The organism is Pseudomonas sp. NPDC089734 (assembly GCF_044748865.1).
GTDB lineage: Bacteria > Pseudomonadota > Gammaproteobacteria > Pseudomonadales > Pseudomonadaceae > Aquipseudomonas.
The window spans coordinates 315,324-340,380 of the sequence record NZ_JBIVGV010000001.1; the positions used below are offsets into that span (position 1 = coordinate 315,324).

Annotated in this window: 27 protein-coding genes and 1 CRISPR repeat array; of the genes, 20 read left to right on the forward strand and 7 right to left on the reverse strand. The window is 55.9% G+C overall.

What is annotated here, in order from left to right:
* Nucleotides 1–12: 12 nt before the first annotated feature.
* The gene (locus tag ACIPY9_RS01520; protein ID WP_400696490.1) at nucleotides 13–264 is read right to left on the reverse strand and encodes a hypothetical protein; all 252 of its coding nucleotides are present in this window, start codon (nucleotides 262–264) and stop codon (nucleotides 13–15) included.
* A 112-nt stretch (nucleotides 265–376) separates the two neighbouring features.
* On the opposite strand from ACIPY9_RS01520, the gene ACIPY9_RS01525 reads away from it, so the two are divergent.
* The 11 genes from ACIPY9_RS01525 to ACIPY9_RS01575 all read left to right on the forward strand — a co-directional run bounded on the left by ACIPY9_RS01525 (nucleotide 377) and on the right by ACIPY9_RS01575 (nucleotide 8,171).
* Nucleotides 377–856, forward strand: a complete 480-nt coding sequence (locus tag ACIPY9_RS01525) for a hypothetical protein (RefSeq protein WP_400696492.1) — start codon at nucleotides 377–379, stop codon at nucleotides 854–856.
* A complete protein-coding gene (locus ACIPY9_RS01530) occupies nucleotides 853–1,155 on the forward strand; it encodes a helix-turn-helix domain-containing protein (protein ID WP_400696493.1) in 303 nt (100 codons plus the stop codon). Before ACIPY9_RS01525 ends, ACIPY9_RS01530 begins: the two co-directional genes overlap by 4 nt.
* A gap of 13 nt (nucleotides 1,156–1,168) precedes the next feature.
* Nucleotides 1,169–2,098, forward strand: a complete 930-nt coding sequence (locus ACIPY9_RS01535; protein WP_400696495.1) for a hypothetical protein — start codon at nucleotides 1,169–1,171, stop codon at nucleotides 2,096–2,098.
* A gap of 3 nt (nucleotides 2,099–2,101) precedes the next feature.
* Nucleotides 2,102–3,874, forward strand: a complete 1,773-nt coding sequence (locus tag ACIPY9_RS01540) for an integrase (RefSeq protein ID WP_400696496.1) — start codon at nucleotides 2,102–2,104, stop codon at nucleotides 3,872–3,874.
* Entirely contained in the window at nucleotides 3,874–5,055 is a 1,182-nt protein-coding gene (locus tag ACIPY9_RS01545; protein WP_400696498.1) for an ExeA family protein, read from the forward strand. The genes ACIPY9_RS01540 and ACIPY9_RS01545 overlap by 1 nt, the downstream gene beginning before the upstream one ends.
* Nucleotide 5,056: 1 nt before the next feature.
* Complete coding sequence (locus ACIPY9_RS01550) at nucleotides 5,057–5,374, forward strand: hypothetical protein (protein ID WP_400696499.1); 318 nt, start codon at nucleotides 5,057–5,059, stop codon at nucleotides 5,372–5,374.
* Entirely contained in the window at nucleotides 5,371–5,664 is a 294-nt protein-coding gene (locus ACIPY9_RS01555) for a hypothetical protein (RefSeq protein WP_400696501.1), read from the forward strand. Before ACIPY9_RS01550 ends, ACIPY9_RS01555 begins: the two co-directional genes overlap by 4 nt.
* A 430-nt stretch (nucleotides 5,665–6,094) precedes the next feature.
* The gene (locus tag ACIPY9_RS01560) at nucleotides 6,095–6,700 is read left to right on the forward strand and encodes a DUF3164 family protein (RefSeq protein ID WP_400696837.1); all 606 of its coding nucleotides are present in this window, start codon (nucleotides 6,095–6,097) and stop codon (nucleotides 6,698–6,700) included.
* A gap of 1 nt (nucleotide 6,701) precedes the next feature.
* Entirely contained in the window at nucleotides 6,702–7,391 is a 690-nt protein-coding gene (locus ACIPY9_RS01565; protein ID WP_400696502.1) for a DUF2786 domain-containing protein, read from the forward strand.
* 1 nt (nucleotide 7,392) lies between these two features.
* Nucleotides 7,393–7,818 carry a gp16 family protein gene (locus ACIPY9_RS01570; protein WP_400696504.1) on the forward strand — a complete coding sequence of 142 codons (426 nt, stop codon included), beginning with the start codon at nucleotides 7,393–7,395 and terminating at the stop codon, nucleotides 7,816–7,818.
* Nucleotides 7,815–8,171, forward strand: coding sequence for a Mor transcription activator family protein (locus ACIPY9_RS01575; protein ID WP_400696505.1), 357 nt, complete (start codon nucleotides 7,815–7,817; stop codon nucleotides 8,169–8,171). Before ACIPY9_RS01570 ends, ACIPY9_RS01575 begins: the two co-directional genes overlap by 4 nt.
* 255 nt (nucleotides 8,172–8,426) lie before the next feature.
* On the opposite strand, the gene ACIPY9_RS01580 is transcribed toward ACIPY9_RS01575, so the two are convergent.
* Nucleotides 8,427–9,317, reverse strand: coding sequence for a chemotaxis protein (locus ACIPY9_RS01580; protein ID WP_400696506.1), 891 nt, complete (start codon nucleotides 9,315–9,317; stop codon nucleotides 8,427–8,429).
* A 611-nt stretch (nucleotides 9,318–9,928) separates the two neighbouring features.
* Here ACIPY9_RS01580 and ACIPY9_RS01585 point away from each other — a divergent pair.
* The 6 genes from ACIPY9_RS01585 (at nucleotide 9,929) to cyoE (ending at nucleotide 15,710) form a co-directional block, all read left to right on the forward strand.
* On the forward strand, nucleotides 9,929–10,438 hold the full coding sequence (locus ACIPY9_RS01585) for a disulfide bond formation protein B (protein WP_400696508.1): 510 nt from the start codon (nucleotides 9,929–9,931) through the stop codon (nucleotides 10,436–10,438).
* Nucleotides 10,439–10,898: 460 nt separating this feature from the next.
* The gene (cyoA, locus tag ACIPY9_RS01590; RefSeq protein WP_400696838.1) at nucleotides 10,899–11,840 is read left to right on the forward strand and encodes a ubiquinol oxidase subunit II; all 942 of its coding nucleotides are present in this window, start codon (nucleotides 10,899–10,901) and stop codon (nucleotides 11,838–11,840) included.
* A gap of 3 nt (nucleotides 11,841–11,843) precedes the next feature.
* Entirely contained in the window at nucleotides 11,844–13,856 is a 2,013-nt protein-coding gene (gene cyoB, locus ACIPY9_RS01595; RefSeq protein WP_400696509.1) for a cytochrome o ubiquinol oxidase subunit I, read from the forward strand.
* Between the two features lie 2 nt (nucleotides 13,857–13,858).
* Nucleotides 13,859–14,485, forward strand: coding sequence for a cytochrome o ubiquinol oxidase subunit III (cyoC, locus tag ACIPY9_RS01600; protein ID WP_400696510.1), 627 nt, complete (start codon nucleotides 13,859–13,861; stop codon nucleotides 14,483–14,485).
* Nucleotides 14,486–14,812, forward strand: a complete 327-nt coding sequence (gene cyoD / locus ACIPY9_RS01605) for a cytochrome o ubiquinol oxidase subunit IV (RefSeq protein WP_400696511.1) — start codon at nucleotides 14,486–14,488, stop codon at nucleotides 14,810–14,812.
* Between the two features lie 10 nt (nucleotides 14,813–14,822).
* Complete coding sequence (gene cyoE, locus ACIPY9_RS01610) at nucleotides 14,823–15,710, forward strand: heme o synthase (protein ID WP_400696513.1); 888 nt, start codon at nucleotides 14,823–14,825, stop codon at nucleotides 15,708–15,710.
* Nucleotides 15,711–15,776: 66 nt separating this feature from the next.
* On the opposite strand, the gene ACIPY9_RS01615 is transcribed toward cyoE, so the two are convergent.
* A complete protein-coding gene (locus tag ACIPY9_RS01615; RefSeq protein ID WP_400696514.1) occupies nucleotides 15,777–16,010 on the reverse strand; it encodes a hypothetical protein in 234 nt (77 codons plus the stop codon).
* A gap of 186 nt (nucleotides 16,011–16,196) precedes the next feature.
* Here ACIPY9_RS01615 and ACIPY9_RS01620 point away from each other — a divergent pair, with 186 nt between their 5' ends.
* Both ACIPY9_RS01620 and ACIPY9_RS01625 read left to right on the forward strand, forming a co-directional pair.
* Nucleotides 16,197–17,087, forward strand: a complete 891-nt coding sequence (locus ACIPY9_RS01620; protein ID WP_400696516.1) for a glycosyltransferase family 2 protein — start codon at nucleotides 16,197–16,199, stop codon at nucleotides 17,085–17,087.
* A 132-nt stretch (nucleotides 17,088–17,219) separates the two neighbouring features.
* Nucleotides 17,220–18,239 (forward strand): branched-chain amino acid aminotransferase, encoded by a 1,020-nt coding sequence (locus ACIPY9_RS01625; protein WP_400696517.1) that lies wholly within the window; start codon nucleotides 17,220–17,222, stop codon nucleotides 18,237–18,239.
* A 72-nt stretch (nucleotides 18,240–18,311) separates the two neighbouring features.
* Here ACIPY9_RS01625 and ACIPY9_RS01630 read toward each other — a convergent pair whose 3' ends face one another.
* The 3 genes from ACIPY9_RS01630 to ACIPY9_RS01640 form a co-directional block, all read right to left on the reverse strand.
* Nucleotides 18,312–19,274 carry an ATPase gene (locus ACIPY9_RS01630; protein ID WP_400696518.1) on the reverse strand — a complete coding sequence of 321 codons (963 nt, stop codon included), beginning with the start codon at nucleotides 19,272–19,274 and terminating at the stop codon, nucleotides 18,312–18,314.
* Nucleotides 19,275–19,409: 135 nt separating this feature from the next.
* The gene (locus tag ACIPY9_RS01635) at nucleotides 19,410–21,065 is read right to left on the reverse strand and encodes a methyl-accepting chemotaxis protein (RefSeq protein ID WP_400696519.1); all 1,656 of its coding nucleotides are present in this window, start codon (nucleotides 21,063–21,065) and stop codon (nucleotides 19,410–19,412) included.
* Nucleotides 21,066–21,189: 124 nt separating this feature from the next.
* Complete coding sequence (locus ACIPY9_RS01640; RefSeq protein WP_400696520.1) at nucleotides 21,190–21,975, reverse strand: transporter substrate-binding domain-containing protein; 786 nt, start codon at nucleotides 21,973–21,975, stop codon at nucleotides 21,190–21,192.
* A 102-nt stretch (nucleotides 21,976–22,077) separates the two neighbouring features.
* Here ACIPY9_RS01640 and ACIPY9_RS01645 point away from each other — a divergent pair, with 102 nt between their 5' ends.
* Complete coding sequence (locus tag ACIPY9_RS01645) at nucleotides 22,078–23,088, forward strand: NAD(P)-dependent alcohol dehydrogenase (RefSeq protein ID WP_400696522.1); 1,011 nt, start codon at nucleotides 22,078–22,080, stop codon at nucleotides 23,086–23,088.
* Between the two features lie 22 nt (nucleotides 23,089–23,110).
* Here the strand turns inward: ACIPY9_RS01645 and ACIPY9_RS01650 are convergent, their stop codons facing one another.
* The gene (locus tag ACIPY9_RS01650; protein WP_400696524.1) at nucleotides 23,111–23,770 is read right to left on the reverse strand and encodes a hypothetical protein; all 660 of its coding nucleotides are present in this window, start codon (nucleotides 23,768–23,770) and stop codon (nucleotides 23,111–23,113) included.
* A gap of 138 nt (nucleotides 23,771–23,908) precedes the next feature.
* Nucleotides 23,909–24,897: a CRISPR direct-repeat array (repeat unit 28 nt; unit sequence TTTCTGAGCTGCCTATGCGGCAGTGAAG).
* Nucleotides 24,898–25,057: the final 160 nt, after the last annotated feature.

Consider the following 25,057-nt stretch of genomic DNA (forward strand, 5'->3'; position numbering starts at 1 on the left):
CCGTCAATGACCCTAACTGCGTTCGCCCGTCTTCAGATACCTGTAGTCAGCCAAAAGCTGCTCAGCGATCTCGCCAAGTGTCTGCACAACTGTTGAGCGGTTCGACACCCCAGACGCAAGTCTTTCACCTGCAATCCTCAGATCAGCCTGCAGCTTCTGTTCATCTAAAGCGCCTTGGCGCTGAAGCGTCCCAGCCAAGATCAACACGCTACGGGCAATGCCCTCAATGCGCCCAGCCAACTCACCAAATTCCTGCGTTGTCATTCTCATTGGCTCCGCTTGTCAATTTACCCCAAAAGATTGCATCCAGCGCAATCCTTTTGCATAGACACAAACGTGTCATTTGTTTGGATGTGTCCGTTTTAGAGGCCTTCCAATGACCCGCAGGCGCTGGAAAGGCATTCAACCGACATCTCTGCGGCACGCCTTGGAGCTGTGCAAGGACTTCGCAAAAGACATCCACAACCAAAGCGTCGAACGCATTGCTGTTGAAATGGGGCTGTCCGACCACTGGACACTTTATAAGTGGCTCCAGACAGGGCGCATGCCTGCAAACCTGATTCGCCCCTACGAGCGTGCCTGTGGCTGTGACTACGTCACACGGTGGATTGCCGCCAGCGCTGGCCGCTTGACCATTGAAATGCCATCCGGGCGCAAGTGCTCCGCCGAGGACATGCAGGCCTTGCAAGAGTTGTTGACTACAGCCTCAGGGAAGCTCCTCGCGTTCTATTCAAAGAACAGCGAAGCCGATGAGACCTTGGCGGCTATTCAGGCGGCGATGGAAGCACTGGCTTGGCACAACGGCAACGTAGTTCAAACCCAAAACCCTCAGCTCGAATTTGGAGACCGGCCATGAGCGTCACGATCTCAGCCTCGGCGCGAGTCCTGCGTGTGCTCAAAGCACTTAAAGGCCACACCGTTACAGGGCTCAGCAACACCGAGCTGGCGCAGTTGGCTGGGGACAGCCCCAGCAACATCACACGTGCCATGCAAACCCTCATTGAAGAGGGGCTGGCAGTGAAGCTGGATAACGGGCGATTCGCACATTCGGTTGGAATGCTGCAAATCGCACAGGCCCACGCTGAGCACATGGCACGTTTGCAAGGCCGAATGCAGGAAATCAATCAGCGCATTGCTGCTGGCTCAATGAATTAAGGGGAGTAACACCATGGCGCGTAAAAAACTGGATCAACCACAGACTATCGAACTTCCTGCACTGAATGGCGATGAGCTGACTGCCAATCAGAACTTGATGGCAACAGTGTTGGGGTCACACAGCGAAGAGCGAGACCTGGTTAACCAACTCCTGGGTCAAGCACAGATGGCCGACGCAATTGGGAAGTTCACCGCGACGGTCGCGGTTTCTAAGATGGCTCACGTTAAAGAACACAAGCTTTATAAGGGCCTGGAAGGGATGCGCAACCGCGACGGTCGCGGTTTGAAAGGCACATGGGAAGAGTTCTGCAGCTTATTGGGTTCCTCAGCGCCCAAGGTAAATGAAGACATCAATAATCTGCGTGCTTTTGGCGAAGCTGCTCTCGAAAGCATGAGCAGCATGGGCATCGGCTACCGCGAAATGCGCCAGTACCGTCGACTTCCAGAGGACCAGCAAGCCGCTCTGATCGAAATTGCCAAGACTGGCGACAAAGATGCGTTCATTGATCTGGCCGAAGAGATCATTGCCAAACACTCCAAAGAAAAAGAAGCGCTGACCCAGCGGCTTGACGAAGTGAATGCCGACTACGACGCCCAGAGCAAACTGATGGCGACGAAAACCAGCGAACTCGATCAGACCAAGATGGAGCTGGAGAAGGTACGCGGTCACATCAACCTGCTGCCGCCTAGCGAGCTCTCCGTCAATATTCGCCAAGAAGCTCAGCGTGTCGCCTATGTTGCAGAAACCAGCATTCTTGGTGGACTGCGCGAGGCTCTCACCAGGTTATCGGAACACGCTGAGGAAAGTGGCGAAGACCAACGCACCTTTCAGGCGGGTCTGATCCAGCATTTGGAACTGGCCTTAGCCTCAATACGTAGTGAGTTCTTCCTGACCAATGCCATGGCCAGCGCGCCTGTCTGGCTCGAAACGGCTGAGGCTTAACTCATGACACCGGTACAAACCCAGCTTCTGGCTCGTATTGCCCAGCAAGCAGCCAATGCCCCGCATGGACAGCGAACGGCCATTTACAAGGCGGGCGCGGTCGAGCTGGGCGTATCGATCCAGACCTTGCAGCGCAAGCTGAAGGAGACGTCTGTGAGCAAACCACGTAAACGCCGGAGCGATGCAGGCTGTAGCGCACTGCCGTTGAACGAAGCACAGTTGATTTCGGCAGTGCTTCTTGAGTCGATCCGAGCCAATAACAAACAACTGTCGACAGTCGAACGTGCAGTTGAACGCCTACGTAGCAACAACATGATCATCGCCGGTCGCCTGGATGAGAGCACCGGCGTATTTACGGAGCTTTCAACAGGAGCAATCACCCGCGCATTGCGGGCTTACAGATTGCACCCGGAGCAACTGCTGCACGACGCTCCTTCAGTATCGTTGGCCAGCAAGCATCCGAATCATGTCTGGCAGATCGATGCCTCTATCTCGACCCAGTATTACTTGGCGGATGACGGCGCACAGGTAATGAATCCTGCCGAGTTCTATGACGGTAAGCCTTCAAATCTCAAGAAGATTGAACGCCAACGCCTCTGGCGCTACGTCATCACAGACCACACGAGTGGGACGCTTTATCTGGAATACGTGTTGGGTGCTGAATCTTCGGAGAACCTGTGCAACGTGCTGATCAATGCTATGCAGAAACGGCACGAGTCAGACCCATTCCACGGCGTGCCTTTCATGCTGATGACTGACCCAGGCGCAGCCATGACCAGCGGTATCTTCCGCAATCTGTGTCGGGCTATGTCCATTGAGCTGATCATCAACCAAGTCGGCAACGCTCGGGCAAAAGGCCAGGTCGAGCAAGCCCATAACCTGGTTGAGCGTGAGTTTGAAAGCGCTTTGAAATTCCAGGCAGCCAAGAGCCTTAAGCAAATCAACGACTGGGCGGGGCAGTGGCTGCGCTACTACAACGCAACGGCGATACACACACGAACTCAACGCACCCGTTACGGCGTCTGGCAGTTGATCAAGGCAGAGCATCTTCGACTGGCACCCAGCGTTGAGGTCTGTCGTGAACTCGCTGTCAGCACGCCTGAAGAGCGCAAGGTCACGACGCTCCTACGCATCTCGTTCCGGGGTGCCCAGTTCGATGTCAGCAATGTGCCGGGTGTAATGGTCGGTGAAAAACTACTGGTAACTCGAAACTGCTGGAGGGACAAGGACGCAGCATTGGTCATGCTGATCGGCGAGGACGGACGCGAGTGCTATCACGTAATTGAACGTCTTGGCACAGACCAGTTTGGCTTTTCCGAAGGATCGGCAACGATCGGGGAAAACTTCAAAAGTCATGCACAGACGCCTGCCCAGTTATCTCGAAAAGTTCTGGAACAGCTTGCTACTGGCACCACCAATGAGGAAGACGCCAAGGCCGCTCGTAAGGCCAAAACTTTGCCCTTTGGTGGTCAGATCGACCCGCACAAGCATATCACCGACACCGTTCTGCCAACGTACATGCCACGTCGTGGTACCTCGCTGAACGTGAGCGTGCCCGCTGTTGACCAGACTCCACTCACGCATGTCGAGGCCGCAAAGCTTCTGCGCTCCCGGCTGGGTTCAAAGTGGTCAGGCGAAACCTTCGCCTGGCTACAGCAGAAATTTCCTGAAGGTGTTCCCCATGAACAGCTCGACACCATTGAAGTTGAGCTAACCCAACCTGCCGAGGCAGTGCGTCCAGCGCTAGCCCTGGTGCGTGCTGCTGGAGGTGAATGATGTTGAAGCTCAAGCAAGTGTTGCAGGGGATGGGCCGACCTCAATCGGCCTTGGCTGACGCGTTGAAGGTCAGTCCTGCCACCGTTGCCCAACTGATCAACCATGGTCAATGGCCCCGCAGCCTAGACAGTGAAGACCTGCAGGGACGCATTCGTGCGTTCCTGGTCGAGTACGGGGCCAATGATGCTGACGTTGCAGATGTATTTGAAAAAGTGGACCCACCGTGCGCCAACACGGTAGGTCCGGCCCTTAATAAAGAGCCGTCCGGGGAGGACGAACCCATGCTACTACCAAAACAGACCCTGAAGGCAGCTACACGTAAAGCCTTTGGCCTTTTCCGAGATCCCTTCGATGAGCTGCAGGACGCCAAGGACATGTGGGTCAGCCCCGACATTCGTTACGTTCGAGAAGCGATGTATCAGGTGGCGCGCCACGGTGGTTTTCTGGCGATCGAAGGCGAGTCAGGCGCTGGCAAGAGCACTTTGCGCCGAGATCTGATCAACCGACTGGTCGAAAAAAACGACCCGGTAATCATCATTGAACCCTACGTGCTTGCATCTGAGGACAACGAGCCCAAGGGCAAACCTCTGAAGAGCACCCATATCGCCGAATCCATGATGGCGGCAGTCGCACCACTGGAAAAGGTCAAGAGCAGTCCTGAGGCTCGCTTCTCTCAACTCCACCGGGCATTAAAAGAGTCCCATGCTGCGGGTTACCGGCACTGCTTGGTCATCGAAGAGGCCCACAGCATGCCGATTTCGACCCTCAAGCACCTCAAGCGCTTCCTGGAGCTGGAGATCGGTTTCACCAAACTGGTCAGCATCATCATGATCGGTCAGCCGGAACTGGGCGTGAAACTCTCCGAGCGTAACGCCGACGTGCGCGAGGTTGTGCAGCGCTGCGAGCGCGTAACACTGCCACCGATTGAAGGGCCGCGCCTGGAAGAGTTTCTCGGGTTCAGATTTGAGCGAGCAGGCAAGGACATGCGCCAAGTCATCGACGAGAGCGGCGTCCAAGCTATTACTGCACGCCTTTCCCAGGCCGCACGTCGCGGGGGCCGCGATGAGTCCGTTTCGCTCCTGTACCCGCTGGCCATCGGAAATCTCGTAATAGCGTCATTGAACCTTGCCGCCGAACTGGGCGTGCCTGTGGTCAATGCTGACGTCGTAAAGGGGGTGTGAGATGGCACACCTACACCTCGTACCACCACAGCCCAAGCCGCCACTGAGCCTGCTGGCTCATGACTTTCAACCCATGCTCGCTGCGTTCAACCAATTGACTCGGGATCTTCGCAATGCAGGTGCAAATATCCTTTCACTGAACCTCCTGGATAAACGCATCGTGATCTCAGGTGATGACCTGGACATTATCTCGCGCCGCTTTGGTCACGAAATTCGTAGTCAGAGCAGCAAAACCCATGGTCCCCACACCCGCCATTCAGTACGCATCCGCGATATGAGCGTGTCCTGGTTCTCTCGTGTGAAGGAGCAGGACAAATGAGCCAGTCCCTGAATATGTCTTTGAAACCTCAAGTAAAAGCCAAGCCATATTTGGATCAATACCAACTCGTCCAAGGACGTCGGTTTGCACTGGATCTTGTCGAGTCATTTGGACCGCAGTTGCTTACCCCCAAGGGTATTAGCGATGCCATCCAGAGACTTACAACCCTACAACCCAATAAACCCAAGGGGTTTGCCCTAGGAATTCAGAATGTAGTCGATGTGCTTGTGATAGCCCAAACAGATCTACCGGTACTTTCTGAGCAAAGAAGCGCTGATGAAAATGAATAAGGTGTCTTGGGTCCTGTTTGCAGCACTTATGGCTATGTGCTTGATGCTGATCGACACGGTAGCCCAGCGAGAGCGAGCTCGTAAGGATTTTCGTACGGTTCTCTTACTTTACAACGGTGTCTTGGCTGGCCGTGGCTGTACTTTGGAGTCACCTGAGGGCTCAAGGTTATTCAAACCTCAGGGGATCGAACTATGAAGGCCCTGAAGTACGGCACTTATGTAGAGCAAATGCGCTTTACACAAGGCTGGCTCACCGCTAAGCAACGCCCCCAGTGTGGGAACTGCATGCATGTCAATCAGAAAATCAAGAATCCCGACTCGCTAAGCGAATCGGCTACATATCACTGCACGATCGGTGACTTCGCGACTAGCAAGTCCGCAATCTGCAACCATCATGAGGTTAAAACCCGTGGCTGAAGCACAAAAAGCAATGATCCCCGAAGGGTTCTGGCAGGACGCACAGGGTCGATTGGTCCACGAAAACCTGATCAAGCCTATTGATGCCGAACGAGATCGCTTGGTGCGCGATCTGGTTGATCGTGCCAGCAAACTAAATGCTGAACTGATTGCTTTCAAGGCTGCTGCATTTGGCGACATTGAGGCGTTTGTCGAGCTAAGTGCCGAACAATATGACGTTAAAGTCGGTGGTAAAAAAGGCAACGTCACCCTCTATAGCTTCGATGGTCGGTTCAAGATCCTGCGCGCCGTGCAGGAGTCGATTGCCTTCGACGAACGTCTGCAGGCAGCCCGCGCATTGATCGACGAATGCCTACGCGATTGGACTGAAGGGGCCAGGCCAGAGGTCGCAACCATAGCGAATGATGCGTTTCGCACTGACGCTCAGGGCGAAATCCGTACTGCACGAGTCTTGGCGCTTCGGCGCTTAGACATCAAGGATGAACGCTGGCAGCTAGCAATGAAGGCGATCGGTGAGGCATGCCAAGTGGTGGGTTCCAAGTCCTACATCCGCGTATATGAGCGAATTGGCGACTCGGATCAGTACCGCCCAATCAGCCTCGATATCGCGGGGGCGTGAGATGGAAGAGAATCGTATTCTCGACAAGATCAAAAAATGCCTGGAAATGGCCAAGTCCAAAACCAGTAATCCAAATGAAGCGGAAATTGCTCTGCGCCAAGCTCGCAAGTTGATGGATATGTACAGCTTTGAAATGGGCGATATTCTCGCCAGTATGGCGTGTGAGATATCGATTCCTGCTGGATCTGAAGGGGCTCCTCCTGCATGGCGTGTTCGTCTTGCAGAGGTCTGCTGTCTCGCATTTGGTACCCGACTAATAATCCGCACAAGCATTTTCAGTGCATCTCGCTTCATCTTGATCGGTTGCGCTGCATCGCCAGAACTCACTGGCTATGCCTATCAAGTCTTGGTTCGTCAGCTCCAAAAGGCCAGGCGCGATTACTTGGACACGCAAAAGCGCTGCAAACGGTCAACAAAAGTAGCCCGTGGAGATGCATTTGCTAACGCCTGGATTGATGCGGTGCATAGCAAAATCGACGCATTTGCGGGGGTTGAAGACAACATAGCCGATGCTATTGAGGCATTTATGAAGAAAAACCATCCAGATCTGGAAGGTTTTGAGCTCAAACGTCGAAAACTTAAGTCACGTGATGAAATTGCTGCTGACGCTGGCTACAAAGCAGGAAAAACAGCTCAATTGCACCAAGCAGTGAGCCATCAGCCTCTTGCTCGCCTGACTGCCGGAGGCTGATATGAACGATCAACGTACGCGCTTAATCAGACTGATTCATGTAGCTCGGCGTGAACTGAGCATGGAGAGCGACACCTATAGATTGATGCTTGCAGGTATGAAGGGGTTGGAAGGTACTACATCTACAGCCGACTTGAGTCTTCCAAACCTAAAGCGGGTTTTGGAACAACTGAAATCTAAAGGCTTCAAGGTCCGTCCAAACAAAAAGCCAAAGCGCCCCTTGGCAGATGATCCACAAGCACAAAAGATCCGGTCTCTTTGGCTACAGCTTCATGAGATGGGAACTGTTCGAGACTCATCTGAAACTGCGTTAGCGAAATATGTTTTCAGCATGACCAAAGTCGAAGCACTGCAGTGGCTTACGACCAGTCAAGCGAGTCATGTGATTGAAACGTTGAAGCAGTGGATGGGGAGAGTTCAGCAATGAGTACGATCCGTGGAAGTGATCTTTTGAGTGAGACCGTGGAGCCTATCGCTAAGGTGATCCAGCAAACGCTGGGGGTGAGTGCAGAGCAGGCAGAGGCGGCGAGCGTCGAAATTACGATGCTCTTCGCTCATCTCTGGGGTGGGCAGGTTGTATATATCCCTAAGGGTGTTTGCATCCAGGCATCCAAGCTGCACCAGAAAATCTATGATGACTGGAATGGCCGCAATCACCATGAAGTTGCGACGAAGCATGGTGTGTCCGTACAGCATGTTTACGCAGTGGTTAAACGCATGCGCTTGGCAATCATTGCCCGCGATCAACATGATCTCTTCGCGCCACCCGAGGATGAATAACGGCTCGGCGTGAGGCTTTAATCCCCCGGTCAGCAACAACTGACCGGGTCATTTCCAATTGCAGCACCAGCAACGCTTTTGCAACCGCCATCCCAGTCGCTCCCACAGTCCCTCGCCATATCCCACAATTATCTCAACTTCCCCTGTATCTTTATCTCAGTCCTAAACATCTTGCAAGATCCCGACGCATCAACCAGCTGTGCCGGGCTGATGCGTCGGTGGGGGAGGGGAGCGTCGTCCGTGGCGAGAAACCAGTCAGGCCATGACGGCGTGTGCGGCCTCGATCAGGCATTTGGTCAACTCGGGGGACGAGAATTTGGTCAGTACGGCATTGGCACCGGCCAGTTGAGCCTTTTCGCCGTTCATCGCGCTGTCCAGCGAGGTGTGCAGCAGGATGTACAGCTTCTGGAAGTCTGGCGTTTCGCGCAGGGTCCGGGTCAGGGCATAGCCGTCCATTTCCGACATTTCGATATCGGAAACCACAATGTTGATCTGTGCAGGCGTGCCTTGCAGTTCAAGCAGGACATCGATGGCTTCCTTGGCGCTACGGGCCGTGTGGCACTCCAGACCCAGGTTGCGCAGGGTGATGATCGATTGCTGCAGGGCGACCTGGCTGTCGTCGACCACCAGAATCCGTGCCTGGGCCAGGGCCATGGCGTCTTCGGCTGCCAGCTCGTGAGACTGGACAACGATCTGTGCTGGCGCGATGCCGTGAATCACTTTCTCGATATCCAGCACTTGCACCAGTACGCCGTCGACCTGGGTGACGCCGGTGATGAACGACTTGCTGCTCGAACCATAGGGCGGTGGACGGATATCGGTCGTCAGGCAATGGACGATCTTGCTGACGGCTTGCACATGCAGGCCTTGTTTGGAACGGCTGACGTCCGTGACGATCAGGCAGCCGCCATCGGGATCGGCCAGCGGGCGCTCGCCAATGGCACGGCTGAGGTCGATCACCGAAAGGGAAGCCCCGCGCAGTGTGGCGACACCTTTGACGTGCGGGTGGGACTCGGGCAGGTGAGTCAGGGGTGGGCAGGGAATGATTTCACTGACCTTGAGCAGATTGATTGCCATCAACTTGCCACTGCGCAGCGTGAACAGCAGCAGCGAAAGTGAATCTGCTCGGACATTCTTGGGTGACATATAAACCTTCTGACTAACGGTGTTCGTCGCCTGCGCGGCAAGAAACAACTTCTGTGACAGGCTATCGACATGCGAAAGGCTGGCTTTAGGTTTTTAACAGGGTAGCTGGCCGTAGCGTTGAGGGCCTGGGTACTCGTTCACGTTTTTAGCGTGAGGGTGACTCGTGCAGGACTGTTTCGGCCGCAGGGTCGGGTGCGTAATACTGGCAGTTTGGCTTATTTGACGTCAAATAGTTGGTCGCCCTTGCCGGGCCAGGAACATGACGGATTGTTTCATCTCGCTGTGAGATCGTCCTGAGGAAGACGCGCTTCGTCATCTGGCTGCGGTAAACTGCCGCAGCGCTTCGGCAAGCGGTGTGGTGCGACAAAAGGACGCATCCTTCTATATATAAGGAAGAGATTTGCCTTTTGGCCCGTTTCGGGTCGCACCGTTGCAAAAACCGTCGGAACCATCCGGCGGCCAAAAGCATCCGTATGGCGGGTGGGTGCTTGAGTTGTCGAGGCGGGGAGATGAATATCGCGGTCGGTCCGGCAGCGGGTCTCCATCCCGCGCGACAGTCACCGCAGGCGTCAGTACGGCGCACCTGCGCACCATTTCGATAAGGTATGTGAATGAGCGACAACACGTTGTACCTGAAACGCGAGAAGCGCTTCCTGGTTTTGCTGGGCATCATCTGCCTGTCCCTGATCGGCGGCGCCCTGTACATGCAGATCGTTCTGGGCGAAGCACCTTGCCCGCTGTGCATCCTGCAGCGCTATGCGTTGCTGTTCATCGCGCTCTTCGCGTTCATCGGCGCGGCCATGCCGGGTCGTCGCAGCATCACCCTGCTTGAAACCCTCGTCACCCTCAGTGCGCTGGGCGGTATCGCTGCCGCCGGGCACCATGTCTACACCCTGGCCTACCCGGCGGTCAGTTGCGGAATCGACACCCTGCAACCCATCGTCGATGGCCTGCCTCTGGCCACGATGTTTCCCCTGGTGTTCCAGGTCAGCGGTTTCTGCTCCACTCCCTATCCTCCCGTTCTCGGACTTTCACTGGCCCAATGGGCATTGATCGCCTTCGTCCTGACTGCCGTTCTGGTCCCGCTCGGGGTCATCCGCAATCGCCGTAGACCTTACTGATTACAAGGGCTTTAGGGAAAAAATGCCTCGTTTCGACGAGGCATTTTTTCTGGTTATACAGATCAATGGTTTGCGATTGTTGCGCTTTTCGATAATAACTGTTACAAAATTAGGCATAGTCAATAAAAATTTACATATCTACAATCGCCAGCACTTATCGTCCAGCCATGCTTGGCGATCGGAAATTTTGAGGCTTGAGGCGCCCTGTGCAGGCTAAACAGGCAGCGCAATGCTGGCCTCCGAGCGCATCAGAATGGCTGCGCTGAAGGCGATTGCTTTGCAGAGCGAGCAATTACCAGCTACTCAAAATAAGAATCCATAGCAAATCCGGATTGGTCATTTCGCTCTGTGCGTACTGGCTGGTCCTTGTTCAATTTAAAAAATATGCCGGCACTGGCAGGGTGAAGTGTTGGCGGTCGAAACCCACTGCACCGCGCAAGCTGCTTTTAGAGGTCGTGAGATGAGTAAAAAAAGGTACCCCTGGTTTTTTGGCTATTTGGCCCTGCTCAGCATGCTGTTTCTCAGCGGCTGTGACGGCTTTCCTCTCCTCGATCCGAAAGGGCAGGTGGGTATCGAACAGCGGAACCTGATCGTCATCGCTACGTTGCTGATGCTCATCGTGGTCATTCCGGTCATTTTCATGACCCTCATCTTTGCCTGGAAGTATCGCGCGTCCAACAAGGCCGCCAAGTACACGCCGGACTGGTCCCACTCCACCAAGATCGAAGTCGCGGTCTGGGGCGTGCCGATCATCCTGCTGATCTTCCTGGGTTACTTCACCTACATTTCCACTCACTCGCTGGACCCATACCGTCCGCTTGAGTCCGAAGTGAAACCTGTGACCATCCAGGTTGTCGCGCTGGACTGGAAATGGCTGTTCATCTATCCGGAACAAGGCATTGCCACGGTCAACAAGATCGTTTTCCCGGCCAACACACCGGTCAATTTCCAGGTGACCTCCGACACTGTAATGAACTCGTTCTTCATTCCAGGTCTGGGCGGCCAGATCTACGCAATGGCGGGTATGCACACCAAGCTGCACCTGATCGCCAACGAAAACCACGAATTCAACGGTATCTCGGCCAACTACAGCGGCGCGGGCTTCACCGGCATGAAATTCAAGGCTATCGCTACCAGCCAGGCTGATTTCGATGCCTGGGTCAACGAAGTCAAGAGTTCACCAAAACAGCTTGGTGCGGCTGAATACACTGAACTGGCCAAACCTAGCGAGCGCAACCCCGTCGAACTTTATTCCACGGTCACTCCGAACCTGTTCCAGATCGTCATCGACAAGTATGAAGGTATGAATCCAGGCAAGAAGCTTGTCCCTGGTGAGAAGGAAGTTGCCGGTACCGAAGGTGCGGAAAAAGGCAAAAATTCAGCTGCTGGGGCAGAGGAGTAAACGATGTTAGGCAAATTAAGTTGGGAAGCGGTTCCGTTCCACGAGCCGATAGTCATGGTGACCCTTGCCATGATCGCGCTCGGTGGTCTGGGCGTTGTCGGGGCTATCACTTATTTCAAGAAGTGGTCCTACCTGTGGACTGAGTGGCTGACGTCCGTCGACCACAAGAAAATCGGCGTGATGTACATCATCGTCGCTCTGGTCATGCTGCTGCGTGGCTTTGCTGACGCCATCATGATGCGTGCCCAGCTGGCAATGGCCCAGAACGGCGCGGAAGGCTTCCTGCCGCCTGAACACTATGACCAGATCTTCACCGCTCACGGTGTGATCATGATCATCTTCATGGCGATGCCGTTCTTCACCGGCCTGATGAACATCGTTCTGCCTCTGCAGATCGGTGCTCGCGACGTGGCTTTCCCGTTCCTGAACTCCCTGAGCTTCTGGCTGCTGGTAGCCGGCATGCTGCTGATCAACATCTCGCTGGGTGTTGGCGAATTCGCCAAGACCGGCTGGGTTGCGTATCCGCCGCTGTCGGGCTTGCAGTACAGCCCTGGCGTGGGTGTCGACTACTACATCTGGGCGCTACAGCTGTCCGGACTGGGTACGACATTGACGGGCGTGAACTTCCTGGTGACCGTGCTGAAAATGCGCACTCCTGGCATGAAACTGATGGACATGCCTATCTTCACCTGGACCTGCACCTGGTCGAACGTTCTGATCGTGGCTTCGTTCCCGATCCTGACCGCTTGCCTCGCGCTGCTGACACTTGACCGTTACCTGGACTTCCACATTTTCACGAACGAGTTGGGTGGTAACCCGATGATGTACGTGAACCTGTTCTGGGCATGGGGTCACCCTGAGGTTTACATCCTGATTCTGCCGGCGTTCGGTGTCTTCTCCGAAGTCATCTCGACGTTCACCGGCAAGCGTCTGTTCGGCCACAAGTCGATGATCTTCGCCTCCGGTGCGATCTGCGTACTGGGCTTCATGGTCTGGCTGCACCACTTCTTCACCATGGGTGCGGGTGCGAACGTCAACGCCTTCTTCGGTCTGGCGACGATGCTCATCGCGATCCCGACGGGTGTGAAGCTGTTCAACTGGCTGTTCACCATCTACCAGGGCCGCCTGCGCTTCACCGCGCCAGTACTCTGGACCCTGGGCTTCATGGTCACCTTCTCGATCGGCGGCATGACCGGCGTTCTGCTGGCGATCCCTGGTGCTGACTTCGTACTGCACAACAGCCTGTTCGTAATCGCTCACTTCCACAACGTCATCATCGGCGGTGCGGTATTCGGTTACGTTGCCGGTTTCGCATTCTGGTTCCCGAAAGCGTTCGGCTTCAAGCTGCACGAAGGCTGGGGCAAGGGCGCATTCTGGTTCTGGATCACCGGCTTCTTCGTTGCATTCATGCCTCTGTATGCGCTGGGCTTCCTGGGTATGACCCGTCGCCTGAACGCTACCGACATGCCTGAGTGGAACATCTATCTGAACGTCGCCTTCTTCGGTGCCGCACTGATTGCGCTGGGTGTTGCCTGCCAGTTGATTCAACTGTTCGTCAGTATCCGTGACCGCAACAAGAACCGCGATGTCACTGGTGACCCGTGGAATGGCCACACCCTGGAGTGGTCCACTTCTTCGCCACCACCGTTCTACAACTTTGCCGTGCTGCCTGAGGCAAAAGACATCGATGCGTTCACCGATGCCAAGCGTGACGGTACCGCCTACAAGGTTCCGGCCAAGTACTCGGCGATCCACATGCCTAACAACACGGCCACCGGCCTGTACATGGGTATGCTGCTGACCGTCTTTGGCTTCGCGTTCATCTGGCACATCTGGTGGCTGGTGGGTGCAAGCCTGATCGCGACCATCTCTGTCTTCGTTGCTCACGCTGCGCGTGACGACCAGGGCTACATGGTGCCGGCTGAAGAAGTAGCGCGTATTGAAGGTGAGCATCACAAGGTCCTGGCGGCCAACGGTGCATACACTCCTGTCAAGTCCTCGCTGGAACAGGTTTAAACATGTCAAATATTGCAATGAACTCCGAAGCCCACGGTCATGACCATGATCATGGGCATGACGATCACCACGACAGCGGTGGCATGACGGTCTACGGCTTCTGGCTGTACCTGATGACCGACTGCGTGTTGTTCGCATCGTTCTTCGCGGTCTACGCCGTGATGGTCAACAGTGTCGCGGGCGGCCCGTCGGGCCAGGACATCTTCCTGCTGCCTTTCGTAGCGGTCGAAACTGCGTTCCTGCTGGTCAGTAGTATCACTTATGGCTTTGCCATGCTGGCGCTCTACAAGGGCAAGAAAAGCCAGGTACTGGGCTGGTTGTTCCTGACCTTCCTGTGCGGTGCAGCGTTTATCGGGATGGAAATCTATGAATTCCATCACCTGATCCACGAAGGCTACGGTCCTAGCCGCAGCGGCTTCCTGTCGGCGTTCTTCTCGCTGGTAGGTCTGCACGGTCTGCACGTGACCAGCGGTCTGATCTGGATGGCGGTCATGATGTATCAGGTCCAGAAAAAGGGCCTGACCAACAGCAACAAGACGCGTCTGAGCTGCCTGAGCCTGTTCTGGCACTTCCTGGACGTGGTCTGGATCGGCGTGTTCACTGTTGTCTATCTGATGGGGGCCCTGTAAATGGCGAATTCACACCACGATGACAACAGTCATGGCTCAGTGAAGTCGTATGTCATCGGCTTCATTCTGTCGATTATCCTGACGGCCATCCCGTTCGCTCTGGTAATGTCTCCTTCGTTGCCGAAAGACATGACCATCGCGATCATCCTGGCATTCGCGATCATCCAGATCCTGGTACACCTGCATTACTTCCTGCACCTGGACTTCTCGGGTACGCAGCGCAACAACGTGATGGCTTTTGCCTTCACGACGTTGGTTATCGTTCTGCTGGTTGGCCTGTCGCTGTGGATCATTTTCAGCATCCATCGCGAAATGATGGCGCATTGAGGAATACCAGATGTCCCTGAAGCACTTTATCCAAATCACCAAGCCGGGGATCATTTTCGGTAACGTGCTTTCGGTGGCAGGTGGCTTTTTTCTGGCATCCAAGGGTGATATCGATTTCGTCGTGTTTCTTGCGGCGGTAATCGGTACCTCCCTGGTCGTAGCGTCCGGTTGCGTATTCAACAACTGCATCGATCGTGATATCGACCAGCGCATGGAGCGGACTCGCAACCGTGTGCTGGTGCAGGGCCTGGTTTCCATCAAGCTTGCACTGATCTATGCCACGATTCTTGGCATAGCCGGTGTCAGCCTGCTGTACACCTACGCCAATCCTCTGGCTGCCATGTTGGTGGTGATCGGGTTCGTGATCTACGTGGGCTTCTACAGCCTGTACTTCAAGCGTAAATCCGTACACGGCACCCTGATCGGCAGCCTGTCGGGGGCCATGCCTCCGGTGATTGGCTACTGCGCAGTGAGCAACAGCTTCGACTTTGCGGCATGGACGCTACTGGTGATGTTCAGCCTGTGGCAGATGCCGCACTCGTATGCGATCGCGATCTTCCGTTTCAACGACTATCGTGCAGCGAAGATTCCGGTCCTTCCGGTCAAGCGCGGCATTCTGGTTACCAAGCGCCATATCCTGCTCTACATCCTGGCGTTCCTCGTGGCCACCTTGATGTTGACGTTCGGCGGTTACGCCGGTCTGAACTACCTCGCTGTTGCAGCGGGCATGGGGATGTACTGGTTGTACATGGCATGGAAGGGCTACAAGGCTGCGGACGATACTGTCTGGGCCCGCAAGCTGTTCGTGTTCTCCATCTTCACCATCACTGCCTTGAGCGTGATGATGTCGGTGGACTTTCAGGTGACAAAAGAGCTGTTGGTGACCTACGCCTTCTGACTCATCCCCTGAAGCCGAAACATCAAAAACCCTGTTCTGAAAAGAGCAGGGTTTTTTTATGGGTGTTCACTTCACTTCGGCTTTCGAGTCATTGCTGCCAGCCTTGAAACGTTTGATGTCTTCGGGGCTGACAACCGTGCTGGTCTTGGGCAGATCAACGTGGGTGGTCTGCTGAGTCGTGGTGGTTGTGGTCGTCGGCGTCGGTGCGGGTTTAGCGTTGACCACCGGGCTATTGGCAGCATTGGCCAGGCTTGCAAGGCCGGTGAGGGCCAGTGCCAGCAGGATCTTGTCTATACCCATGGTTGTTCTCCGTCGGGTGTGCGGTTTCGTTAGCATGCTGTCGTTCGACATTGCCCTGTTGAACGTTGTTTAATCGCGTAGTGCGCAGGGACTGCCGATTCATCAGGTTCTCATGTGGCTGGTTGCAGGGTGGAACGTTCAGCGTCCGCTCGTAAAGGTATAACAATACAAACGATGAATGACCAAATGATCTCTACAGAAAAGCAGTCGTCGGGAGGGTCTCCTCTCGTTTCGATCATTGCACCCTGCTACAACGCAGAAAAATACCTCGAGTCAGCCCTGGAAAGCATCTTCGCGCAGGACTATGAAAACTTCGAGGTCATCATTGTCGATGACGGTTCCACCGACAACAGCTACGCCATGCTCCAGTCATTGCAGGGCAAGTATTCCTTTCAACTGTACACCCAGCCCAATCAGGGCGTGAGCGCCGCGCTCAACCACGGTCTTCGATACGCCAAGGGCGTGTATGTCTCCACGCCGGATCTGGACGACATCATGCTCGAGTCGTCCGTGCGTGTCCGTGCACAGTACCTGGACCAACACCCGAACGTAGGCTGTGTCGGCGCGCTGATCACTTACATGGACAGTGATGGCAATAACACCAAGTCCCAGTCGCGGACTGAAGTGGAACACCTGAATTTCGACGATATTCTCCGTCGTGCCTCGGTTGTGGGGGCTCCGGTGGCGCTTTATCGCATGCAGGCCCTCAAGGACGCCAACGGCTATGACCCTGCGATCAAGGTTCAGGATTTCCAGATCACACTGAGAATTGCCGCCCAGGGTTATGGCGTCGATGTCATTCCTGTCATCGTGACACGCTACCGGCGTCATGCGAACAATCTTTCCCGGCGTTACAAGGTGCTGCTCGATGCTGACCTCAAGAGCATCGCACCCTACAGTTCGCACCACGAATACCAGAAAGGCCGGACATTCATCGTTCACAAGGCGCTCAAGTACGCCGTCGTGTCGGACAAGAAACATGCCTGGGGCCTGCTGCGCTCGATTCCCCTCAAGCACATGAACCGCACCACCTGGAAGCGTTTCAAGCGTCTGGTGTTGAGTGGCCGGGGTAAATGACGGGCATTGGTTGCAGTGGTTGCTTCAAAACCCATGAAGAGTGCTTATTTCAAGCCTCAGCCTTGAAATGATCTGGCAGAATACGGCTTTGGCCTGATTCGTCCAGGCAGCGGCTAAATGAAAGAGGGCGTTATGAGTCAAGCAAGCATTAACTGGGAAACCCTGGGTTTCGACTACATCAAAACCGATATGCGCTACCTCTCTCACTGGCGTAACGGTGCCTGGGATGAAGGTTCCCTGACAGAAGACAACATCCTGCACATCAGCGAAGGTTCCACCGCGCTGCATTACGGCCAGCAGTGCTTTGAAGGTCTGAAGGCCTACCGTTGCAAGGATGGCTCGATCAACCTGTTCCGCCCGGACCAGAACGCCCTGCGCATGCAGCGCAGCTGTGGTCGCCTGCTGATGCCACAGGTGCCGACCGATGTGTTCATCGAGGCGTGCCGCAAGGTCGTCCAGGCCAACGAACGTTTCATCCCGCCTTATGGTTCCGGTGGTGCGTTGTACCTGCGTCCGTTCGTGATTGGCGTTGGTGACAACATCGGTGTGCGCAGTGCCCCCGAGTTCATCTTCTCGATCTTCTGTATCCCGGTCGGTGCCTACTTCAAAGGCGGCCTGAAGCCGAACAACTTCGTGATCTCCGGCTACGACCGTGCGGCTCCCAACGGTACTGGCGCCGCCAAGGTCGGTGGTAACTATGCCGCCAGCCTGATGCCGGGTTCCGAAGCGCGCAAATACAGCTTCGCCGACTGCATTTACCTGGACCCGCAAACCCACTCCAAGATCGAGGAAGTCGGTTCGGCCAACTTCTTTGCCATCACGGCCAACAATGAGTTCATCACGCCCAAGTCGCCTTCGGTACTGCCGGGCATCACCCGTCTGTCGCTGATGGAGCTGGCCGAAACCCGCCTGGGGCTGAAGGTCGTGGAAGGCGATGTGCTCATCGACAAGATCGATGAGTTCAAGGAAGCGGGCGCCTGCGGTACCGCTGCTGTCATTACCCCGATTGGTGGCATTTCCTACAAGGACAAGCTGCACGTCTTCTACAGCGAGACAGACGTCGGCCCGGTAACCCGCAAGCTTTACGCTGAGCTTACCGGCGTGCAATCGGGTGATGTTGAAGCGCCTGCAGGCTGGATCGTCAAGGTCTGATCGCTTCACCCCGGTTTCGCGAATGAATTCGCTCCTACACTGTAGGAGCGGATTTATCCGCGAATACATGCTCTATTCCTTCGTCGGCCCCAGCACAATCACCAGGTGCCGAAGGTCATCGACTTCAACGCTGAAGCTCTTGCCCGACGGGCTTTTGACCACATTCCCCAGCGCGTAGACCGTGAAGAACTTCACTTCGTCAGCGTGGCTCAGCAATTCGCTGATATACCGGCTGGAACGATAGGCCTGCATTTGCGCGGGCGAGACGTACAGGGTTACCAGTTTGCCTTCGAGACGGTCGAAGAACTTGAACTTGAAGCCCAGCCCATAGCGTTCTACCAGGCCGCCTCCATAAAGCACTTTTTCATTGTTCCCTGTTTGCGCGTACTTGATATGGCGAAAGTACGAACGCAGAGACAGCTCACCCTGCCCGGGAATCCTGAGAGTCAGCAGTTTGAAATCATCGGGAGACAGTTGAGCCTTGGCCTGGCGATAACACTCCACCAGCCGCTCAAGGTTATTGGTGCGGGTTTCGTTGTAGCGAGGCGCGCCAGGGCTGGTAGTTGCTGTCGCGGGATTAGCGTTGGCTGGCTGTGGTGTACGAGAGCCTGATTTGTCTTCCCCGGCTTTCTCCTTGACGGGGTCTTTTATGACGGGATCGAAGACATCGATGTAATCATCCAGCTTGCGCCGGGCCTTGCGCTGGCGTACGAGTGGATCGCTTTCTTCGGAGCTGACCTCTGCCTCGGTTTCTTCGGCATTTTCATCGACCCATTCGCAATCGGGGTGATGGCCGTAATGCGGGTTGGCGCGAAAGTGAGCGGCCACGAAGGTCGGATTGTCCTGAGGCTTCACGTCATACCTGACACCCGTCACCTTGACCCCCTGCGCACGACAGGCCTCGCTTGAGCACAGAAACTCGAATCGCGAGCGTGGTGGTTCCTGAGAGAAATACTCCCGTCGGGCCGCTGTGATCGACAGTTCCTGCTGCAACTCGACGCAGAACGCACGAGTGATGGTTTGGCTGGGCTTCATGCGTAGTTCCTTGGTCGTCCAGGGCGATACGCTATTTCAGCTCGTGATGGCTTTCAACAGGGATGTTCGGATAAAACGAGGAGAGGTGGGCGGGCAACCCTTTCCGCCGTTGCAGCGGAAAGGGTGTCGTCTGCATCAGGACAGACGGAAACGTCCGACGATGCCGCTCAGATCGACCGCCAGCCGCGACAGTTCGCGACTCGCTGTGCTGGTCTGTTGGGCGCCGGATGAAGATTGTGCCGACAGGTCGCGGATGTTCACCAGGTTGCGGTCCACTTCACGGGCCACATGGGCCTGTTCCTGTGCTGCGCTGGCAATGACCAGATTGAGGTCGTTGATCTCGCTGACTGCGGCGTTGATCTTGCTCAACGCCTCGTTGGCCCCTTCGGCGATGCCCAGGGTTTCGCTGGCCAGTTCCGTGTTGCCGCGCATGGAGCCTACGGCTTTCTCTGTACCGTTCTGGATATTGGTGACCAGACGCTCGATTTCGCTGGTCGATTGCTGAGTGCGATGAGCCAGGGCGCGCACCTCGTCGGCCACTACCGCAAACCCGCGCCCGGCTTCACCGGCACGCGCCGCTTCGATGGCCGCGTTCAAGGCCAGCAGGTTGGTCTGTTCCGCGAGGCCGCGGATCACATCCAGTACCTTGCCGATATCACGCGACTGGTCTGCCAGCTCACCGATCAGCGTGGCGGTTTTCTGCACATCGGTGCTCATGGTGTCGATGGCGTTGACCGTCTTCTTGACCAGCCCCAGACCGTCTTGCGCCGCCCCTGTGGCATTGCTGGAAGAACGGGCGGTGTGCTCGGCGTTGCGGGCGACTTCTTCGACCGCGCTGGTCATTTCATTGACCGCCGTGGCGGCCTGATCGATTTCGTTGTTCTGCCTCTGGATACCTTGCACGCCATCTTCGGTGATGGCCGTCATCTCTTCGGCTGCGGAAGCGAGCTGGGTGGCGGAGCTGGAGATCTGCTGCAAGGTTTCCCGAAGTTGCGCCTGCATGGCTCCGACGGCCGCCACGACGCTGGCGTTGTCATTGGGTGCCGTCCGGATGGTGCTGCTCAAGTCGCCTTTGGCGATGGTGCGTGTGATAGCGGCCACCATGTCCGGTTCGCCACCAATGGCCCCCAGAATGCTACGGGTGGTCAGCAATGTGACGATCACGCCCAGTACGGCAATCAGCAGGGTCGCGCCAATGGCCAGTGTATTGGCCTGGCTGGCGCTGGCTTCCTGCTCCTGGAAGCGCTTGCCCGCCTGCTGCTTGCCTTGTTCACGCAGGGTTTGCAGGGTCTTGAAGACCTGCTCTGCAAAGGGTTTGACCTCGGTGCGGTTGATGTTGGTGGCGGCGGCGATGTCCCCGGCCTGGATGACGCTGGTCTGATGGCGCATGCCGTCACGCAACTTGGCATAGTCGCTTTGCAACTGTTGCGTCAGTTTCACGTCCAGCGTATCGGCAGTGTCCTTGCTCAATTGGGCCGTCAGTTTGTCGAGCTGGGCAAAGGCGGCTTCGTTTTCGTTTTTCCAGATGACCGTCTGTTCAGGATTCGCGATAGCGATCATGCGCAGAATGTTGATGTCCACCCGGGTCAGCGCACCGTCGATATTGTTTACGGATTCGGTCGCCAGGAAATCACGGTTATAAAGTGCATCCACATTCTCGGTCGACGTCTTGAGTGTGTGGATCATGAAAACCGACAGCCCGAAGAAGGCAACGATGATGGCGAAAGTAGAGGTCATCAATCGTTGTTTTACGGTGAAGCCCTTATTAACGGCGGCTTGAGTTTGGACCATGGCGTTCCCCTATGGGATTCTTATGCGCAGAGTAGAGGCCTCGCGGCTGAAGCGCGGGCTTAACGATTATCGGCTTCACAAAAGCAAACTCAAGCGTGAGCGATGTCTATTTAATGGCTTTTAATCATTGGTCCGGCAAAGCCAGCCATTCGCCCACTGCCTGTTGATACGCGCCGGTGGCTTTGCTCAGGTGCAGCCATTGATCGACATAGCTTTTCCAGGCCACATCGCCGCGAGGTAACAGATAGGCCTTTTCGCCGTATTGCAGGTAACGCGTGGGGTTGATTGCACACAGACCGGGCAGCCGCTTTTGCTGGTAAAGCGCTTCGGAAGCCTCGGTGATCATCACGTCGGCTCTTTTATCCAGCAGTTCCTGAAAGATACTTTTGTTGTCATGGAAGGCCAGTTGCGCCTTGGGCAGATAGGTACGGGCGAATGCTTCGTTGGTGCCGCCAGCCGGTTCGATCACGCGGACAGAGGGCTGATTGATCTGCTCGATGCTTTGATACAGCGCCTGGTTTTCACAGCGTGTGATGGGGACCTTGCCGTCGATATCGAGCGTGCTGCTGAAGAAGGCCTGTTTCTGCCTTTCCAGCGTGACGGAAATACCGCCGACCGCGATATCGCATTTACCCGCGATCATATCGGGCATCAGGGACTTCCAGGTGCCGGGCACCCATTGAATGCTGGCTCCCAGGCTTTGTGCCAGCGAACGCACCAGCGTGATATCGATACCTTCGTACTCACCGTCCTCGCGCAGGAACGAATAAGGTTTGTAGTCACCCGTGGTGCATACCGTCATTTGCCTGGTTTGCAGCACCTTGTCCAGATGCGAAGACAACTCCTGAGCCTGTGCCATGCTTGAAAGCCCCAGCAGAAGCGGCAGAGTGCAGTGTTTCAGGTTCATCATGGGCGGTACTCGCGATCAATGGAGGAGTGACAGAGGAAGCAAAAACGAAGCCATGCCCAACAGGCGTTTTTCGCACAATCTTGAATCGACAGGAGGTTTTTCATGAGCAACAAGACCATTTACGTGCAGGCCGGTGGCGGTTACGACCGGGTGATTGTCGGGGAAAGTGAGGTGCTGGCACCCAGGGCCGGGGAAATCACCGTGCGCCTGCATGCCAACTCCCTCAACTATCACGACTTTGCCGTGGTCAGCGGCATGTGGGGGCCCAGCGAATCGCGCATCCCCATGGCCGACGGTGCGGGCGTGGTCACTGCGGTGGGTGAGGGCGTCAGCGAATTCAAGGTGGGAGACTCGGTGGTCAGCACCTTCTTCCCGGACTGGATCAGCGGCGAACCCTTGGTAGAAGGGTTTATCACGGTTCCGGGGGATGGCATCGACGGTTATGCCCGCGAGCAGGTCACGGCACGTGCTACGGCCTTCACCCATGCACCGATCGGATACACCCATGCCGAAGCCTCGACCCTGACCACCGCCGGTCTGACCGCCTGGCGCGCCTTGATGGCCGACGGGGCCTTGAAGGCGGGGGATACCGTCTTGGTGCAAGGCACCGGCGGCGTCTCGATCTTCGCCCTGCAATTCGCAAAGATGGCTGGCGCGACGGTCATTGCCACATCCTCCAGCGATGAGAAAATGGAGCGCCTGAGCAAACTGGGTGCTGATCATCTCATCAACTACCGCAAGGACCCCGACTGGGGCGAGACCGCACGCGCACTGACCGGTGGCCGTGGCGTTGATCACATCATCGAAGTGGGCGGCCCCTCGACACTGGAGCAGTCCATGAACGCGGCCCGTGTAGGCGGGCATATCTCGGTGATCGGTATTCTGACCGGGGTCAGCGGTCAACTGGCGATCGTACCGGCCCTGCTCAAGCAACTGCGCCTGCAAGGTGTGCTGGTCGGCAGCCGCACCCAGCAGCAAGACATGATCCGTGCGATCAACGCCAACGGCCTGCGCCCGGTCATGGACCGTTCGTTCCCGATGACGGATATCGTCGAAGCCTTCCGCTATCAGGAAACCAACCGGCACTTCGGCAAGATCACGCTGGATATCTGATCGGTAATGGCAGGAGGAGGCCTCAGGTGCAGGTCTCTTCCAGGGCCGCGAGTTGTTCTTCGACCGTCGCCATGAGGTTTTCCCATTCGCCGAGGGTCCGTTGCCAGGCTTCGCCCTCGTGCACATAGAGAAAGTCCACGACCGAATGGGGGCTTCGGCTTTTGGCAACACCCCCGAATGCCTCGGTGCTCAGTGCACGTGCCAGCATGTCGAGTGTCGTGGCATGGTTCAGCCAGCGCCAGTGATCCTTGATGACCACCTTGTCCAGCAGGATGCATTGCTTCTTGAACGCCCGCAGCGCCAGGCCAAACGGGCTTCCACTCAGCAACACCTCGAGACTGTGCATATCGCTGCCAGCCTTCTGATCGGCATTGGGGCCGAAAAACCACTCGCTGAAGCCGATCTCGATCTCCCGAAACGCGACATTCGCCTCCCAGATGATACTGAGCGCCTTGTGCTGGCGAACATCCCGCTTCCAGGCACCATAAGCCTTGAATACCACCCCCGCGATACCGATCACCGCCAGCGCTTCGATCAGAGAGGACGCTGAATAGATGACAAAATAAGCCTCCGGCCCCCTGGCAGGCCCCGTACCGGAAACCGCGCTGTAGAAAGTCGCCGCCACAATGACCATCAGCGCAAGACAGGCACTGTAGAACCCGAAGGCATAAGGGTCTTTCATTCTTGTTCTGGCCCCATCAATCAAGGTGGTTAGGGCATCAACCGCTTAAATGATGGGTTTGAGGGTAGACGAGAGTGGGGGTGTTTGCAGCGAAGGGCGGGGCTTGCTGGCGAACGGCAAGGAGGGAGGCTTTGAGGGGAATGAGGCTGTCTGTGCGGCAGTGAAGGGGCAGATCATTCGTGTTGCGGATAACGACCGTTTCTGAGCTGCCTATGCGGCAGTGAAGGGTCTGACCGATTGGTCCCGGATTCGCCTGCGTTTCTGAGCTGCCTATGCGGCAGTGAAGGGCTCGGCCCCACGTTTGACGGCGGGGCTTGTTTTCTGAGCTGCCTATGCGGCAGTGAAGTTGTCACAGAAAACGACTTCTGCAGTTTGTGCCTTTCTGAGCTGCCTATGCGGCAGTGAAGCTGGCACCGCCCTGTTCAGCGGTATTGCCCAGTTTCTGAGCTGCCTATGCGGCAGTGAAGCTGGTTGTCCTGATTTTATGCCCGCTCTTCCTTTTCTGAGCTGCCTATGCGGCAGTGAAGAGCAACTTTTGCGATGTCCCCGCCGAATTGTTTTTCTGAGCTGCCTATGCGGCAGTGAAGTCAGAATTGGGGAGGGTGGGGCTGTCCGTTATTTTCTGAGCTGCCTATGCGGCAGTGAAGGGAAATCAACCCGAGAAACATAAAGGAGCGAATTTCTGAGCTGCCTATGCGGCAGTGAAGCCAGCACTGATAGATCTCGGCGGCGGCCGGCATTTCTGAGCTGCCTATGCGGCAGTGAAGGCCATGGCCCACCAAACACAATGATTTCTGACTTTCTGAGCTGCCTATGCGGCAGTGAAGGCTACAAGGCGTACAAATCCATCACTCATGCGTTTCTGAGCTGCCTATGCGGCAGTGAAGCCACTTCTCGGACTCGCTGCACAGGCCGTACATTTCTGAGCTGCCTATGCGGCAGTGAAGTGGGGACGCCTTGGCACCTGACGGGATCCCAGTTTCTGAGCTGCCTATGCGGCAGTGAAGTTGCAGTTCGCCCCATTGACCCGCCTGCTGCTTTTCTGAGCTGCCTATGCGGCAGTGAAGCTTGACGAGAAGGCCGACGCCGGCATCGACCATTTCTGAGCTGCCTATGCGGCAGTGAAGTAGACACTTTGCTCAATAACCCATCGTTTTTAAAGAGAAATCATGCACTGGGTGCTGTTTTACCCTTTTTTTTGCGGGTTTCGTAAGTCATTGATTTTAAAAGGTGCCGAAAAGGCCCGAAAAAAGAGGGTCAAGAACACTCTCTGGTCAGGCCATATCG

Coding starts and splice junctions, on each gene's coding strand:
- cyoD (WP_400696511.1), top strand. CDS start 14,486: ATGGCGAATTCACACCACGATGACAACAGTCATGGCTCAGTGAAGTCG.
- ACIPY9_RS01640 (WP_400696520.1), bottom strand. CDS start 21,975: ATGATGAACCTGAAACACTGCACTCTGCCGCTTCTGCTGGGGCTTTCA.
- ACIPY9_RS01625 (WP_400696517.1), top strand. CDS start 17,220: ATGAGTCAAGCAAGCATTAACTGGGAAACCCTGGGTTTCGACTACATC.
- ACIPY9_RS01540 (WP_400696496.1), top strand. CDS start 2,102: ATGACACCGGTACAAACCCAGCTTCTGGCTCGTATTGCCCAGCAAGCA.
- ACIPY9_RS01550 (WP_400696499.1), top strand. CDS start 5,057: ATGGCACACCTACACCTCGTACCACCACAGCCCAAGCCGCCACTGAGC.
- cyoB (WP_400696509.1), top strand. CDS start 11,844: ATGTTAGGCAAATTAAGTTGGGAAGCGGTTCCGTTCCACGAGCCGATA.
- ACIPY9_RS01555 (WP_400696501.1), top strand. CDS start 5,371: ATGAGCCAGTCCCTGAATATGTCTTTGAAACCTCAAGTAAAAGCCAAG.
- ACIPY9_RS01620 (WP_400696516.1), top strand. CDS start 16,197: ATGATCTCTACAGAAAAGCAGTCGTCGGGAGGGTCTCCTCTCGTTTCG.
- ACIPY9_RS01615 (WP_400696514.1), bottom strand. CDS start 16,010: ATGGGTATAGACAAGATCCTGCTGGCACTGGCCCTCACCGGCCTTGCA.
- ACIPY9_RS01560 (WP_400696837.1), top strand. CDS start 6,095: ATGATCCCCGAAGGGTTCTGGCAGGACGCACAGGGTCGATTGGTCCAC.
- ACIPY9_RS01570 (WP_400696504.1), top strand. CDS start 7,393: ATGAACGATCAACGTACGCGCTTAATCAGACTGATTCATGTAGCTCGG.
- ACIPY9_RS01645 (WP_400696522.1), top strand. CDS start 22,078: ATGAGCAACAAGACCATTTACGTGCAGGCCGGTGGCGGTTACGACCGG.
- ACIPY9_RS01635 (WP_400696519.1), bottom strand. CDS start 21,065: ATGGTCCAAACTCAAGCCGCCGTTAATAAGGGCTTCACCGTAAAACAA.
- cyoE (WP_400696513.1), top strand. CDS start 14,823: ATGTCCCTGAAGCACTTTATCCAAATCACCAAGCCGGGGATCATTTTC.
- ACIPY9_RS01575 (WP_400696505.1), top strand. CDS start 7,815: ATGAGTACGATCCGTGGAAGTGATCTTTTGAGTGAGACCGTGGAGCCT.
- ACIPY9_RS01545 (WP_400696498.1), top strand. CDS start 3,874: ATGTTGAAGCTCAAGCAAGTGTTGCAGGGGATGGGCCGACCTCAATCG.
- ACIPY9_RS01630 (WP_400696518.1), bottom strand. CDS start 19,274: ATGAAGCCCAGCCAAACCATCACTCGTGCGTTCTGCGTCGAGTTGCAG.
- ACIPY9_RS01525 (WP_400696492.1), top strand. CDS start 377: ATGACCCGCAGGCGCTGGAAAGGCATTCAACCGACATCTCTGCGGCAC.
- ACIPY9_RS01530 (WP_400696493.1), top strand. CDS start 853: ATGAGCGTCACGATCTCAGCCTCGGCGCGAGTCCTGCGTGTGCTCAAA.
- ACIPY9_RS01585 (WP_400696508.1), top strand. CDS start 9,929: ATGAGCGACAACACGTTGTACCTGAAACGCGAGAAGCGCTTCCTGGTT.
- cyoC (WP_400696510.1), top strand. CDS start 13,859: ATGTCAAATATTGCAATGAACTCCGAAGCCCACGGTCATGACCATGAT.
- ACIPY9_RS01535 (WP_400696495.1), top strand. CDS start 1,169: ATGGCGCGTAAAAAACTGGATCAACCACAGACTATCGAACTTCCTGCA.
- ACIPY9_RS01580 (WP_400696506.1), bottom strand. CDS start 9,317: ATGTCACCCAAGAATGTCCGAGCAGATTCACTTTCGCTGCTGCTGTTC.
- cyoA (WP_400696838.1), top strand. CDS start 10,899: ATGAGTAAAAAAAGGTACCCCTGGTTTTTTGGCTATTTGGCCCTGCTC.
- ACIPY9_RS01565 (WP_400696502.1), top strand. CDS start 6,702: ATGGAAGAGAATCGTATTCTCGACAAGATCAAAAAATGCCTGGAAATG.
- ACIPY9_RS01520 (WP_400696490.1), bottom strand. CDS start 264: ATGACAACGCAGGAATTTGGTGAGTTGGCTGGGCGCATTGAGGGCATT.
- ACIPY9_RS01650 (WP_400696524.1), bottom strand. CDS start 23,770: ATGAAAGACCCTTATGCCTTCGGGTTCTACAGTGCCTGTCTTGCGCTG.